At 47.6% G+C, this 14433-nt stretch carries 12 protein-coding genes and 1 pseudogene; 9 read left to right on the plus strand and 4 right to left on the minus strand.

Annotated elements, in window-relative coordinates; genetic code table 11:
• Positions 1–2: 2 nt before the first annotated feature.
• Positions 3–374, minus strand: a complete 372-nt coding sequence (locus M654_RS00985) for a MarR family winged helix-turn-helix transcriptional regulator (RefSeq protein WP_236251185.1) — start codon at positions 372–374, stop codon at positions 3–5.
• A 201-nt stretch (positions 375–575) separates the two neighbouring features.
• Between M654_RS00985 and M654_RS00990 the strand changes: the two genes are divergently transcribed.
• Entirely contained in the window at positions 576–1748 is a 1173-nt protein-coding gene (locus M654_RS00990) for an ROK family transcriptional regulator (protein WP_026589412.1), read from the plus strand.
• A 37-nt stretch (positions 1749–1785) separates the two neighbouring features.
• Here the strand turns inward: M654_RS00990 and galT are convergent, their stop codons facing one another.
• From galT to M654_RS01005, 3 genes are read right to left on the minus strand one after another with little or no spacing between them, the layout of a single operon-like run.
• The gene (gene galT / locus M654_RS00995; protein ID WP_026589411.1) at positions 1786–3273 is read right to left on the minus strand and encodes a UDP-glucose--hexose-1-phosphate uridylyltransferase; all 1488 of its coding nucleotides are present in this window, start codon (positions 3271–3273) and stop codon (positions 1786–1788) included.
• Positions 3270–4271, minus strand: a complete 1002-nt coding sequence (gene galE, locus M654_RS01000; RefSeq protein ID WP_026589410.1) for a UDP-glucose 4-epimerase GalE — start codon at positions 4269–4271, stop codon at positions 3270–3272. Before galE ends, galT begins: the two co-directional genes overlap by 4 nt.
• Before the next feature lie 14 nt (positions 4272–4285).
• Entirely contained in the window at positions 4286–5455 is a 1170-nt protein-coding gene (locus M654_RS01005) for a galactokinase (protein ID WP_026589409.1), read from the minus strand.
• A 257-nt stretch (positions 5456–5712) separates the two neighbouring features.
• Here M654_RS01005 and M654_RS01010 point away from each other — a divergent pair, with 257 nt between their 5' ends.
• From M654_RS01010 to M654_RS01040, 8 genes and pseudogenes are all read left to right on the plus strand, one after another.
• Entirely contained in the window at positions 5713–6705 is a 993-nt protein-coding gene (locus tag M654_RS01010; protein ID WP_026589408.1) for a galactan degradation operon transcriptional regulator GanR, read from the plus strand.
• 144 nt (positions 6706–6849) lie between these two features.
• Positions 6850–8118, plus strand: a complete 1269-nt coding sequence (locus tag M654_RS01015; protein WP_035428578.1) for an arabinogalactan oligomer ABC transporter substrate-binding protein GanS — start codon at positions 6850–6852, stop codon at positions 8116–8118.
• Between the two features lie 83 nt (positions 8119–8201).
• Positions 8202–9458 carry a galactooligosaccharide ABC transporter permease GanP gene (locus M654_RS01020; protein ID WP_026589406.1) on the plus strand — a complete coding sequence of 419 codons (1257 nt, stop codon included), beginning with the start codon at positions 8202–8204 and terminating at the stop codon, positions 9456–9458.
• Between the two features lie 3 nt (positions 9459–9461).
• Positions 9462–10301 (plus strand): galactooligosaccharide ABC transporter permease GanQ, encoded by an 840-nt coding sequence (locus M654_RS01025; protein ID WP_026589405.1) that lies wholly within the window; start codon positions 9462–9464, stop codon positions 10299–10301.
• Positions 10302–10334: 33 nt separating this feature from the next.
• Entirely contained in the window at positions 10335–12392 is a 2058-nt protein-coding gene (locus M654_RS01030) for a beta-galactosidase GanA (RefSeq protein WP_026589404.1), read from the plus strand.
• 150 nt (positions 12393–12542) lie between these two features.
• Positions 12543–13769, plus strand: a pseudogene (locus M654_RS01035) (arabinogalactan endo-1,4-beta-galactosidase); the annotation flags it as partial.
• Between the two features lie 39 nt (positions 13770–13808).
• On the plus strand, positions 13809–14003 hold the full coding sequence (locus M654_RS23730) for an Ig-like domain-containing protein (protein ID WP_236251236.1): 195 nt from the start codon (positions 13809–13811) through the stop codon (positions 14001–14003).
• A gap of 31 nt (positions 14004–14034) precedes the next feature.
• Complete coding sequence (locus M654_RS01040) at positions 14035–14427, plus strand: hypothetical protein (RefSeq protein ID WP_026589403.1); 393 nt, start codon at positions 14035–14037, stop codon at positions 14425–14427.
• The last annotated feature ends 6 nt before the right edge of the window (positions 14428–14433 follow it).

Genomic DNA, 14433 nt, shown 5'->3' on the forward strand with positions numbered 1-14433 from the left:
TCCTATTTTTTGTACTGGCTCCACACTCTTAAAAGCATATCTTTAAAGACCTTTTTTTCATGTTCATTTAAAGGGGATAACACGTCAGATTCTGCTTGTGCTAAAAGCACTCTGCATGATGACAACACATCACTGCCTTTTTCAGTGAGGATCAGACTGTATGCTCTGCGGTCATTTGGATTTTTAGCCCGCTCAACAAAGCCCAATGTCTCTAAGTGGTCAACATGGCTGACCATTGTTGTTCGATCGATCTGCAGTTTTTCGGAGATCAGCTTTTGGGAAGAGTAAGGGTGTTCCTTAATAAATAAGAGAACCCCGAGCTGTCTGGCTTCAAGGTGATATGGCGTCAGGGCATCTGCGACCTTGTTTTCCATTTGCTGAAGGACTTTTCCTAATAAAAACCCGTAAGACTGGCTTAATAGATCCAGTATAATCACCTCTTTTTATTATCAGTATTGTATATAGTCAGTTTAACTGACTATTTTGCGAAAAGCAACTACAATTTATCATCTCGTTAATTAATTAAATTAATTATGTGTGCTACAATAAAACAAATCATTCAATGGAGGATTCCCATGCAGCGAGGTACATTTCAATTAATGAAATCGGTGAACAAATCGATCATTCTTAATAAAATCAGAACTTCAGAGCCGATTTCGAGAGCCGAGATCGCCAAGGAAACAAAGATTACCCCTCCCACGGTCTCAAGCATTGTCAAAGAGCTGATCGGACAAGGACTCGTCAAAGAAAGCACGCTCGGTCATTCGAGCGGCGGAAGAAAGCCGACAATGCTGCACATCAACACAGGTGCCTTTTATGTCATAGGCATTGATGCCGGGCCTGAGACGGTGGAGTGCGTCTTAACCGATTTAGCCGGAGGGATTCTGCAGCGGACATCGAGCCTGTTGAAAAAACCGCTGACAAACGAGATGTTCATGGATGTTTTAAAAGAAAATATCTATGCGATTTTGGGGCGGGCCGATGTCGATCAAGAAAAGATCATCGGGATCGGCATCGCCATGCACGGGGTCGTCGATGCTGAAACGGGAATGTCACGCATTGCGCCGATTTTAAACTTAACCAATATTCCCATTAAAGATGTGCTGGAACAAGAATTCAACTTAACCGTAAGAGTTGAAAACGATGCCAGGGCGATGGCGCTTGGCGAATCGTGGTTCGGCGGCCACGATGACGCAGGCAGCATGGCTGCCGTGAATATTGGCCGCGGCGTCGGTGCGGGGATCGTCATCAACGGAAAACTGTACCATGGAGTTGAAGGAATCGCGGGTGAACTGGGCCATATGATCATTGATATCAATGGAGAAAAGTGCGAGTGCGGCAACCGCGGCTGCCTGCAGACGATTGTGAGCGGAAAAGCGATTGCCGAACGGGGGAAAAAGCGGTTGAAGGAAAGGCAGGACAGCCTGACAGCTAAAGATTTGTTTGAAATGGCCGAGAACGGCTGCCAAACGTGTATCGAACTTTTTCGGGAAACTGGTGTGATCATCGGAATCGGGCTGACCAACTTCATTCATCTTGTCAATCCGGGCAAAATCGTGCTGGGCGGCGGAGTGATGAAGGGCGGGAGGTTCATATTGCCGGCGATACGAGAAACGATACAGCAGAAAGCTTTAACAGCCGAAGCGAGGCAGACGGATGTGACGATAACGAAGCTCGGCGATGAAGCGACGCTTTACGGAGCCGTTTCATTGCTGCTGGCGGAGCTGTTTGATCCGGTGTTAAAGTAAGCTTATTTTTTTCGCCTATTTTAACACCGGTGAAGCCTTACCCCTGATGATTGACTGTGCGGATAAAGCGCATGAAAGCTTCGCGATCTTTAAAAACTCCGGCGTCCTCAAGGGCTTTGACAAATTTCTTGCTAAGTTCTTTTCGTACAATTGATTCAGCCTGCTCCGGCTCGGACAGCTCTCCGTATTCGGCTTTGAGCTGTTCGGCCCATTCCCGGTGATGCGCTTCAACGGCATCTGACTGACCGAGCAGGAATTCTTTTACTGCCGCCAATTCGGTCTTTAAGCGGGGAGGAAGGACGGCTAGGCCCATCACTTCGATTAAGCCGATATTCTCTTTCTTAATATGGTGAACATCAGTATGCGGATGGAATATGCCATATGGGTGCTCGGCAGATGTCCGGTTGTTTCTGAGCACAAGGTCGATTTCATAAACGCCGCTCACGTTTCTTGCGATAGGCGTAATCGTGTTATGAGGCGTACCATCTGTAAAAGCGGTGATATCCGCTTGTTGATCCGAGTAGTTTTTCCACGTCTGAAAAATATCGTCCGCCGCTTCAACAAGGCTGTTGATCGCAGTTCCTTTCAAGCGGATGACAGACATCGGCCATTTTAAAACGGACGCTTCGATGTCAGGGTACTGTTTGATTTGAAAGGAGAACGCGTCTTCTGCGCGCGTCATCGCAAACTCATATCGTCCGGCCTGATAATGGTCATGGCTTAAAATAGACCCGCCGACGATCGGCAAATCGGCATTCGATCCGATAAAATAATGCGGAAACAGCTCTGTAAAAGCAAGCAGTCTGTGAAAGGCAAGCTTATCAATTTTCATCGGCCGATGCTGCTCAGAAAATAAAATGCTGTGCTCGTTATAGTAAGCATATGGAGAATATTGAAAATACCAGCTTTCACCGGCGAGCGGGACTTTAATAATCCTGTGGTTCGCCCGGGCAGGATATCCGATTCGTCCGGCATACCCTTCGTTTTCTTTGCACAATAGGCACGTCGGATAGCTGCGTGATTGTTTTGCAGCGGCGCGTTCCCGTTTGATTTGCTCAGGGTCTTTTTCCGGCTTTGACAAATTGATCGTAATATCCATTGTGCCGTAAGGTGTATCCATCTGATACGAAACATTTTTTTCAATTCGTTTCGTCTGGATGTAGTTGCTGTTTTTGCTGAGCTGATAAAAATATTCGGTGGCCTCCCATGGCGATTGCTCGTATTTTTGCTGAAACACGGCATTGATGACAGAAGGTCTTGCAACAAAGCAGTTCATCACATTTGCCGCCAGCATGTCTTTCGCGTCTATGTCGTCGGTTATCACGCCGTGTTCGACTGCATAGTCGGCGAGTTTTTCCAAAAGGTCTGGGATGGAGCCGCCGGAAGCCGCAGGGGCTTCTTCAGGAAACGATTCCAGGCCCAGCAGATTCATCACTTGGTTGCGCGCGTAGTTCACGTCAGCCGGTTCGATTAACCCTGCTTCAAGCGCTTTTTGAATAAGTCCGGCTATGTCTTGTTCAATCATGTTGACACTTCCTTCCTGTACCCGTTTGGATGTGAGGAATGCCACTTCCAGGCGTCTTTAATGATCTTTGCTACAGAAGTGCGCGAAGGCCTCCAGCCCAGAACCTGCTTTGCCTTGTCAGATCCGGCAATCAGGATGCTCGGGTCGCCGGATCTGCGCTTGCCGATCTCGGCGGGAATGTCTTTCCCGGTTACCTTTCTGGCCGCATCAATCATTTCTTTCACCGAAAATCCTTCGCTGCTGCCAAGGTTGAATATATCGCTTTTGCCGCCTTTTCTTAAATAGTTTAATGCCGCCAGATGGGCGTCAATCAGGTCTTCAACATGAACATAGTCACGAATGCACGTGCTGTCGGGTGTATCATAGTCATCACCGAAAATCGTAACATGCGGTCTTTGTCCGAGAGCGGTTTGCAGGATGATGGGGACAAGGTGTGTTTCCGGACGGTGGTCTTCTCCGATCTCTCCCGTTTCCCTTGCTCCTGCAACATTGAAGTACCTGAGAGACACAAAGCTGATCCCATGGGCTTCTTCAGTCCGCTTCATGAGCTTTTCCATGATCAGTTTCGTTTCCCCGTAGGTGCTTGTCGGCATTGTCGGCATGTCTTCTGTAATAGGCACCGATTCAGGCTCTCCATAGACGGCCGCCGTCGAGGAGAATACGATTTTTTTTACATCGTGCTCGAGCATCGTCTGAAGTAAAACCTGTGTTCCGGATACATTGTTGTCGTAATATTTGAGCGGATCTATCATCGATTCGCCGACAAGTGAACTGGCGGCAAAGTGGATCACTTCTTCAATATGTTCCTTTTCAAAAACAGTGCGAAGGAAGTTGTTATCGCGCACATCCCCTTCATAAAAGGCTGCATCAGGATGTACCGCCTGCCTTTGGCCGGTCTCGAGGTTGTCAACGACAACGACGTTTTCCTCTCTGTCTATTAATTGATACACGGCGTGTGAACCGATATAGCCGGCACCGCCCAAAACCAACACACTCATATCAATTCCCCTTTCTATATTTCTTTGGCGCCGTCGCCTATCGCAGCAGTATAAAAAGCGGCATCATAGCCAACTGTTTCGCGGTAGACGGCATTCACGCGTTCTTTAAAGCTGTCTGTCCGGTCTTTTTCTACAATCGCAATCGCACAGCCGCCGAACCCGGCGCCGGTCATGCGGGCACCCAGGACGCCGTCCTGTTCCCAGGCCGCTTGGACAATGGTATCAAGCTCCAGCCCTGTCACTTCATAATCATCCCTTAATGACACATGAGATTCATTCATCAGCTTGCCAAATCCGGCAAGGTCGCCCTCGCGAAGTTTTTCCAGCGCTTTCAGCGTCCGGGCATTTTCGTACACAGCATGTTTGGCGCGTTTTTGATTGGTTTCATTGCGGATGAGGTGCTGATGAGCTTCAAATGCTTCCGCCGTCAATTCGCCCAGGCTTGCGATCGATAACTCCTGCTGCAGATCGCCGAGCGCCTCTTCGCATTGGGCGCGCCTTTCATTATATTTAGACCCGGCCAGCGTCCGCTGTTTGTTTGAATTGATGATGATCACATCGTGTTCCTTCAACACGAAAGGAGCGTATGTGTAATCAAGTGTATGGCAGTCTAACAAAATTGCGTGATCCTTTTTCCCCATGCCGATCGCGAATTGATCCATAATGCCGCTCCCCACGCCGATGTACTCGTTTTCGACTTTTTGTCCGAGCTTCACCATGGAGATTGTGTCTGTTTGCAAATCATAAAGCCCTTTTAACAAAACGCCTGTCGCAAGCTCAATCGATGCGGAAGAAGAGAGGCCCGCCCCGTGCGGAATATTTCCGTAATACAAAATATCGGCGCCGTGAATGATTTGATGGCCTGCCGCTTTCATCAAAAGGAACATTCCTTTCGGATAGTTGGCCCAGCCGTCAGACTGATCAAAGGCTAAATCGCTCAAGCTGCATTCAATGATTCCTTTGTCAGGGAAGTTCTTTGAATAGAAACGGATCATTTGATCATCGCGCTTTATGCCAAGGGCATAGGTGCCAAATGAAATCGAGGCGGGGAAAACATGCCCTCCATTATAATCCGTGTGTTCGCCGATTAAGTTGATTCTTCCCGGAGCAAAAAAGGTTCGCGGTGTCTTTTCTGTCTTAAAAATAGAATGAAAGTCGTTAGATAAAGCGGCTGCAGTATTCATATATCCTCCCATTCGTTTGACGTGCAGACTTAATAAATTAATTTAATTAAGTTCAACATCAGTTTACTACGGGTTTTCAATTGGTGCAATAAAAAGTGTTTTTTCAAATGAAGCGTTTTCATGTAAAATCCTTATTGGCAGGGATAGGGCAATCAGCACTTGACTTTTACGCAAATCAACGTTAAATTAGTAAAATATTTTACTAAAAATAAAATCCCTTTTTAAAATAAAGATGTTCACATGGAGGTTTTACAATCGTGGCGACGATAAAAGATGTTGCAGAAAAGGCGGGGTATTCCATCTCAACGGTTTCCCGCGTATTGAATAACGACGAAAGCCTTTCCGTACCTGATGAGACGAGGGAGAAAATATTTGAAGTGGCGGAAAGCCTGAACTACCGTAAGAAAACGATCAGGACACTGGTGAAAAACATCGCGTTTCTGTACTGGCTGACGGATAAAGAAGAGCTTGAAGACGTGTATTTTAAAACGATGAGGCTGGAAATCGAGAAGCTCGCAAAGCAATTCAACGTTGAACTGACGACCTATAAAATTTCGGGCGGCATTGACGCCATTCCCGAAAACATAGAAGGATTCATTGCGGTCGGCTCATTTTCAAATGATGAATTAATCCGATTAAGACAGATGACGCCTCACGGAGTATTTATCGATTCGACGCCTGATCCGAATCACTTTGATTCAGTCAGACCGGACTTAAAGCAGATGACGAGGAAAACGGTAGACTTTCTCATTGAGAAAGGGCATGAAAAGATCGGCTTTATCGGCGGTACGTACCATAATCCCAATACTGATGAAGACGAAATGGACGTAAGGGAACGAACGTTTCGCGATGATATGAGGGAAAAAGGGCTCTTGGAGGAAAGCTTTATTTTTTGCCGCAGGGGTTTTTCGGTGGAAAACGGCTACCATCTGATGGAAAAAGCGGTTGAAAGATTGGGTGAAAAGCTGCCGACGGCCTTTTTTACAGCGGCGGACCCGATTGCCGTAGGCTGCCTTCAGGCCTTAAATGAAAAAGGGATCGCCATCCCGGGCAGGGTGAGCATCATCAGCATCAACAACATCAGTGTGGCGAAATACGTATCTCCCCCGCTGACGACATTCCATATCGATATTAAAGAGCTTTGCAAAAACGCTATTGAATTGCTTCTGGAGCAAATACTTGAAAAAAGAAAAGTTGTAAAAACGCTATATATCGGTGCGGAGCTGGTGGTCAGGAAAAGCACCAATTAAAAAAGCGCGGGCTGCTGAATAACAGCCTGCGCTTTTTCGTAAAATATTTTACCGTAGTAAGTAAAATAATTGTTTACACTTTTCCTGGGACATGCTATATTGTTTTTGTAAAGCGCTTTCACTCCAATAAAAGGAATGAGACAAATGATGAATATGAAAAAATATGTTGGAATCAGCAGTGTCATCGCTCTCAGTTTGTCTTTAACTGCCTGCGGGCCTAAAGAGAGCAGCAATGGAGCATCAGACTCGAAGCAAAAGGAACTCGTGGTCTGGGAAGATAAAGAGAAAAGCGAAGGCATTAAAGATGCCGTCGCCCAATTTGAAAAAGAGCACGGCGTATCTGTCAAAGTCGTTGAAAAGCCTTATGCAAAGCAGATCGAAGACTTGCGGATGGATGGACCGGCGGGAACGGGGCCGGATGTGTTAACGATGCCTGGAGACCAAATCGGGACAGCGGTAACGGAAGGTTTGATCAAGGAATTAAAAGTGGACAAAGAGGTCCAATCGATTTATACGGAACCGGCAATGAGATCCCAGGTGACAAACGGCAAGGTCTACGGCCTGCCGAAAGCGGTCGAAACGACGATGCTCTACTATAATAAAGATTTGATTTCTGAAAAAGAACTGCCGAAAACGCTGGATGAATGGTATGAGTATTCCAAAAAAACGGCTGACGGCAAAAAATTCGGCTTCCTGGCGCTGTTTGACCAGATTTATTATGCGCAGAGCGTCATGGGAGGATACGGCGGCTACATTTTTAAGAGCGATGCAGACGGCACTTATGATCCGGCCGATCTCGGCTTGAACAACAAAGGTGCAGTCGAAGGCGCCGAGTACATTCAGAAGTTTTATCAAGAGGGGCTGTTCCCTGCCGGAATTATTGGGGAGCAGGGGATCAATGTGCTGGAATCGCTGTTTACGGAAGGAAAAGCAGCAGCGATCATTTCAGGCCCATGGAATCTGGAACCATTCAAAAAAGCGGGCATCAACTACGGGGTTGCCAAGCTGCCTAAGCTGTCCAACGGCAAGCATATGAGTTCTTTTGTCGGTGTGAAAAGCTACAATGTAAGCGCTTATTCGAAGAATGCCGATCTAGCGGAAGAATTAGTCGTCTTCCTCGCCAATAAAGAAAACTCAAAGAAGAGATATGAGATCACAAAAGAAGTTCCCGCTGTCAAAGAACTGGCGGATGATCCTGCCGTCACAAAAAGCGAAGCGGCTCAAGCTGTTGCCGAACAATCTCAGTACTCAGAGTTGACACCGAATATTCCTGAGATGAATGAAGTATGGACGCCGGCGGATGCGGCTCTGCAAACGATCGCAACCGGAAAAGCCGAACCGAAAAAAGCGCTTGATCAAGCCGCCGAAACGATACAAGGACAGATCAAAGCGAAGCACAGCGGCAGCAAATAAGCCGCGGGCGGGTGGTGTCAAACTTATCTTAAGTTTGGCGCCATTTATGATCAGGACGTCCATATAAAGAGGTGAAAGAGAAGGTGCAGCATCGCAAAAAAGCTTTACTATTATCAATCGTTCCCGGTTTGGGCCAATTCTACAATAAACAATGGATAAAGGGTCTGTTATTCCTTCTTTTAGGCGTCTCGTTCTTTGCGGTTTTTGGCGATTTGCTGAATATGGGGCTGTGGGGCGTGTTTACACTTGGAACCGAAGTGCCGCGCGACAACTCGATTTTTCTATTGGCAGAAGGCATCATTGCCGTGATTGTCACCTGTTTTGGGCTGGCTGTCTATTACGCCAATTTGCGGGACGCCTACCAAAACGGAAAGAGGCGCGATGAACAAAAGGAGCTCAGTTCACTCAAGGAACAATATCAAAACTTAATGGCGCAAGGATATCCGTATCTCATCAGCGGGCCATCGCTGTTCATCCTGATTTTTGCCGTTGTGTTTCCGATTTTGTTCAGCTTTGCCTTAGCTTTTACAAACTATAACCTCTACCATTCTCCGCCAGCCCATCTTGTCGATTGGGTAGGACTTAAAACGTTTTCCGAAATTTTCACCGTTGATATTTGGCGGTCGACCTTTTTGGATGTTTTAGCTTGGACCATCGTTTGGACGCTTGTCGCTTCCACGCTCCAAGTCGGGTTGGGAATTTTGTTGGCGGTTGTCGTCAATCAGAAGGAAGTCCGCTTCAAAAAGTTTTTCCGGACGATTCTGGTCTTGCCTTGGGCCGTGCCCGGTTTTGTTACCATTCTCGTGTTTGCCGGCCTTTTTAATGACAGCTTCGGTGCTTTCAATCATCAAATCCTCGCCGCATTCGGCATCGATCCGATTCCTTGGATGACGAATGCCAATTGGACGAAGCTGGCGCTGATCCTCATGCAGGGATGGCTCGGATTTCCTTATGTGTTCATTGTAACGACCGGTGTTCTGCAGTCGATTCCGGACGACCTTTATGAAGCGGCGACCATTGACGGCGCGTCTGCGTTTTCGAAATTCAGGCATATCACATTGCCGCTGATTTTAATCGCGATGGCGCCGATTATCATTACGCAATTCACTTTTAATTTTAATAACTTCAATATTATTTATCTATTCAATGGAGGCGGTCCGGCTGTTCCCGGGTCAACAGCGGGAGGAACCGATATTCTGGTGTCCTGGATTTACAAATTAACGATGCAGTCGAGCCAGTACTCTTTAGCTGCCGCATTGACGATCCTGCTGTCGGTCTTTGTCATCTCGATCGCATTGTGGCAGTTCAGACGGACAAATTCTTTCAAAGAGGGGGCTTAACATATGAAGAAAAAAAGACTCTTTCGGCTCCTTCTGACCTACTCTCTGTTGGTTTTTATGACAGCCGTTATCATCTACCCTCTGCTTTGGACTGTGGGAGCCAGCTTTAATCCCGGCAACAGTTTGGTCAGTACTTCTATCATTCCGGCAAATCCGACATTGGATCACTATAGAGAATTATTCGCCGGCAAAGAGAACCTCCAATACGGGCAATGGTATGTAAACTCGCTGAAAATCAGCATCTTTACGATGGTCGGGTCGGTCATCAGCGTTTCTTTTACAGCTTATGCTTTTTCAAGATTTCGTTTTAAAGGAAGAAAAAACGCTTTAGTTTTGTTCTTGCTGCTGCAAATGATTCCTCAATTTTCGGCTTTGGTTGCGCTCTTTGTTTTAGCGCAGATGCTGGGAATGATGAACAGCCATTGGCTGCTGATTTTGCTGTACATCGGCGGACTCATACCGATGAACACGTATTTGATGAAAGGGTATATGGACTCGATTCCCATCGATTTGGATGAGAGCGCTAAGATTGACGGCGCAAGCAATACAAGGATTTTTCTGCAGATTATTATGCCGCTATCCAAACCGATGATCGCGGTCGTTGCCATGAACGGATTCACCGGGCCGCTCGGGGATTTCGTTTTGTCTTCGACGATATTGCGGACACCGGAGTCGTATACATTGCCGATCGGTTTATACAATTTAGTCAATGAAGTGATGGGAGCCAGCTATACGACGTTTGCCGCCGGCGCCATTTTGATCAGCATTCCGGTAGCCGTCATCTTTATCATGCTGCAAAAGAACTTTGTGTCAGGATTGACGGCAGGCGGAACAAAAGGATAGTCAGCAGAATATGGTCTAAAAAAGGAGAGTATCATGCCAAAAATTTATACGACACAAGCAAAATACATGCTTCACGGGGGAGACTACAATCCGGATCAGTGGCTTGACCGTCCGGATATTCTTGCGGATGACATCAGGCTGATGAAGCTTGCCCATACGAATACATTTTCAGTGGGGATTTTTTCATGGAGCGCTCTTGAGCCGGAGGAAGGCGTCTATACGTTTGAATGGCTGGATGATATGTTTGAGAGCATTCACCGGAACGGCGGCCGGATTATATTAGCGACACCGAGCGGCGCCCGTCCTGCTTGGCTGTCGCAAAAGTATCCGGAAGTGCTGCGCGTGAATGCGGAACGTGTCAAACAGCTGCATGGCGGAAGGCACAATCATTGCTTCACTTCAGACGTATACCGTGAAAAAACGAGAGAGATCAACCGCTTGCTGGCTGATAGGTACGGCAGCCATCCTGCCCTTTTGATGTGGCATGTTTCCAACGAATACGGAGGAGAATGCCATTGTGATCAATGTCAGCACGCCTTCAGAGACTGGCTGAAAAAGAGGTACAACCATGATCTTAAATCTTTGAATGACGCATGGTGGACGCCTTTTTGGAGCCATACCTTCAACGATTGGTCACAGATTGAATCGCCGTCTCCGATCGGGGAACATGCGGTGCACGGCTTGAATTTGGACTGGCGCCGCTTCGTCACTGACCAGACGATCTCTTTTTTTCAAAATGAAATCGTTCCGTTAAAGGAAATCACGCCGAATATTCCGATTACGACCAACTTTATGGCGGACACGCATGATCTCATTCCGTTTCAAGGGCTGGACTACAGCAGGTTTGCCAAGCACCTGGACGTGATCAGCTGGGACGCGTATCCCGCCTGGCACAACGATTGGGAAAGCACAGCAGATTTGGCCATGAAAGTCGGCTTTATCAATGATTTGTACCGCAGCCTGAAACAGCAGCCGTTTCTCTTAATGGAATCGACGCCAAGCGCTGTCAATTGGCACGATTTTAATAAAGCGAAACGGCCGGGCATGCACCTTCTGTCTTCTGTGCAGATGATCGCCCACGGATCTGACAGCATCCTCTATTTTCAATGGCGGAAATCCCGCGGCTCATCGGAAAAATTTCACGGTGCGGTTGTTGGCCATGACAACAGTACAGAGAACCGCGTCTTTCAAGAAGTGGTGAAGGTGGGGCAGACGCTGGAGCAGCTGTCTGAGGTTGTCGGCACGAATCGTCCGGCGGACACAGCGATTCTGTTTGACTGGGAAAACCATTGGGCGCTTGCTGATGCGCAAGGGTTTGGGCTGAAAACGAAGCGCTATATGCAAACATTGCATGAGCATTACCGCCCGTTTTGGGAACGGGATATTCCCGTCGACGTCATCACCAAGGAACAGGATTTTTCCTCATACCGACTTCTAATCGCGCCGATGCTTTATTTAGCAAGCGAAGAAACGATCGCCCGTTTGAAAGCATTTGTGGCAAATGGCGGTACATTAGTCATGACTTACATCAGCGGGCTTGTGAATGAACATGACTTAACCTATTTAGGCGGATGGCATCCCGACCTGAAAGAGATATTTGGCATTGAGCCCATGGAGACGGACACGCTTTATCCAGGCGACAAAAATGCAGTAGCTTACCGGAACCAGTCGTATGAACTGAGAGACTATGCAACCGTGCTGAAAATAAACGCGGCAGTCGCTGAAGGCTTCTATCAGGATGATTTTTATGCGAATTCGCCGGCTGTTACAAGCCACCGCTATCAAGAAGGGAAAACGCACTACATCGGAGCGCGGTTAAACGATCAATTTCACCGCGATTTTTACCAATCCTTGATGGAAGAGCTGTCCTTAAAGCCGGCATTTCCGGTCAATCACGGCAAAGGAGTGTCTGTCCAGGTCCGGCAGAATGATGAACATGATTATATCTTCGTCATGAATTTCACAGAAAAGCGCCAGCCTGTTACATTTTCATCAAGTGTCACGGATATGCTGACCGGTGAATTGATCACAGGTGATGTGACATTGGACAAGTATGAAACGAGAATCGCAGTCAACCGAAAGAATATGTAGCAGCAAGGTCATCCGCTCGTTCTCTTATGACAGCCATGAGCGGATGCTTTTTTAAAAGATTAATTGAAAACGCTTTCTTGAAAAGGGGTGGGAGAAAGTATGAGAAAAAGAGGAAGGTACCCAACATTGCTGGCTGTTTTTTGCGCACTGATGGTCGTGTTAGGCGAACGACCGGCTGAAGCCGGGGCTGCTTCTGCACCGGTAAAAGCTGATATTTTTGTAAAAAAAGTAGACGGGATCGACAAGGATTTTATAAAAGGAGTTGATGTCTCCAGTGTGATCGCTTTAGAACAAAGCGGCGTGGAATTTTACAATGAGTCCGGTAAACAACAGGACATATTTAAGACCCTTCAAGAAGCGGGCGTCAATTATGTGCGGGTGCGTGTCTGGCATGATCCATATGATAGAAAAGGACACGGCTATGGAGGGGGCAACAGCGATCTTGAGAAGGCCGTTCAAATCGGAAAACGGGCGACGGCCAACGGCATGAAACTGCTGGTCGATTTCCATTACTCCGATTTCTGGGCTGACCCGGCCAAACAGAAGGCCCCGAAGGCATGGGCGAACTTAAGCTTTGAAGATAAAAAACGGGCGCTCTACCAATATACAAAAGAAAGCCTGGAGACGATGCGAAAAGAGGGAATCGATATTGGCATGGTCCAGGTTGGCAATGAGACAAACGGGGGGATGGCCGGTGAAAAAGACTGGTCAAAGATGTGCGAATTGTTTAATGAAGGGAGCAGAGCGGTCAGAGACGTGGATTCAAATGTTTTGGTGGCTCTTCACTTTACCAATCCCGAAACGCCGGGGCGGTATGAAGCAATCGCTGAAACCCTTGACCGCAACGGTGTAGACTATGACGTTTTTTCAAGCTCGTATTATCCATTTTGGCATGGGACACTAGCCAATTTAACATCGGTGCTGAAACATGTGGCCGACCATTACGGTAAAAAGGTGATGGTTGCGGAGACCTCCTATACGTATACAGCCGAGGACGGGGATGGCCATGAAAACACGGCACCAAAAGATTCGGGCCAAACGTTACATTACCCGGTCACCGTTCAAGGGCAGGCGCATGCGGTGAGAGATGTGATTCAAGCGGTTGCTGATGTTGGGGACGCGGGGATTGGCGTTTTTTATTGGGAGCCGGCATGGATTCCTGTCGGCCCGGCTCATCAGCTCCAAAAAAATAAAACGCTGTGGGAAACATATGGCTCGGGCTGGGCCACAAGCTATGCCGCCGAATATGATCCCGAAGACGCCGGAAAGTGGTTTGGCGGAAGTGCTGTAGACAATCAGGCATTATTTGATTTCAACGGTCGTCCATTGCCCTCTCTCAACGTCTTTCAATACGTCGATACAGGTGCGGTGGCGCGCCTTTCAATTGACGAGATCAAAGACGTTTCGATAAACGCAGTGTCAGGCGGGAACATTTCTCTGCCTGAATCGGTAAAGGTCACCTACAATAACGGAGACGAGGGAAGCGCCGTTGTGACATGGGATCAAAAAGCGTTGAAACGGGCCATCAAAAAAGGTGTTGGAGAATATGTGATCGAAGGTGTTGTCAAAGGCGGAAAGACCGTTTTGGCTCACCTGAAAATCTTGTGCTGAATCCTGGCTTTGAAGAGCATGACAGCAGCATGTGGACGGGAACGGCGCTTCCCCTCACACCGACTACCTGGAAAATTCCGCAGACGCCAAGTCGGGAAATGCTTCACTTCATTTTTTCTCGGATGACAGAGTCGATTTCAAAGCAGAACAGACGATTACCGGGTTGAAGCGGGGGACATATCAGCTTTCGGCGTTTTTGCAAGGCGGGAACGCTGAAGGTGCGGAACTATATCTTTTTGCGAAAACAAGCGGCCAAGAATATCGAGCTGCCGCTGCCGTGAATGGCTGGGGAAACTGGAAGAACCCTGAGATTTCGGAGATCCTTGTGAAAGACGGGGCGGTGACGATTGGTGTAAGCGTGACAGCGGGGCCGGGCGCGTGGGGGAGTATTGACGATTTTGTATTGTATCAAAAAGCAAGATGACAGGGA

The sequence above is a fragment of the Bacillus sp. NSP9.1 genome (assembly GCF_000465465.2).
Classification (GTDB): Bacteria; Bacillota; Bacilli; order Bacillales; family Bacillaceae; genus Bacillus; species Bacillus sonorensis_A.